This is a genomic window from Brachybacterium sp. AOP42-C2-15 (genome assembly GCF_052377065.1).
Lineage (GTDB): Bacteria > Actinomycetota > Actinomycetes > Actinomycetales > Dermabacteraceae > Brachybacterium.
Genome location: NZ_JBQSWK010000126.1, coordinates 1 through 385, shown reverse-complemented (window position 1 = coordinate 385; position 385 = coordinate 1). Strand labels below are relative to the sequence as shown.

The following is a 385-nucleotide window of genomic DNA, read 5'->3' as shown; positions in this document are numbered from 1 at the left end:
GTCGATCGCGACGATCTCGATCCGCTCCCGCCACAGCTCGGAACGCTGGGCCAGCCAGTCCCCGACGGCCCTGGAGTCCCTGCCGTCGACGATGCCGAGAACCTGCCCGGTGGCCAGGTCGACGAGCGTCGTCATCCACGGCTCGAACCGCCTCCAGGTACCCTGATCGGTGCGGAACCAGCACACTGACCGGTAGCGATGCTCATCGACCCCCAGACGCCTCACCCGCACGTCGTCGACGTCAGGCAGGACCACTGCGGCGGCGCTGAGGGCGGACTGGACCAGCCACCACGAGACGCCGTGGGCCCGGGCCACCTCGGAGGCTGCTCGGCCCGAGGTGATCACGGCCGAGACGACCTGGTCCCGCAGTCGGGTCGTCGAGCGG

1 protein-coding gene is annotated in these 385 nt (G+C 70.6%); it reads right to left on the bottom strand.

Annotated features, from left to right (window positions below; translation table 11 throughout):
* Positions 1-385: transposase (locus ACT3SQ_RS19325; protein ID WP_444601633.1), on the bottom strand; the 385-nt coding region annotated here is incomplete at both ends.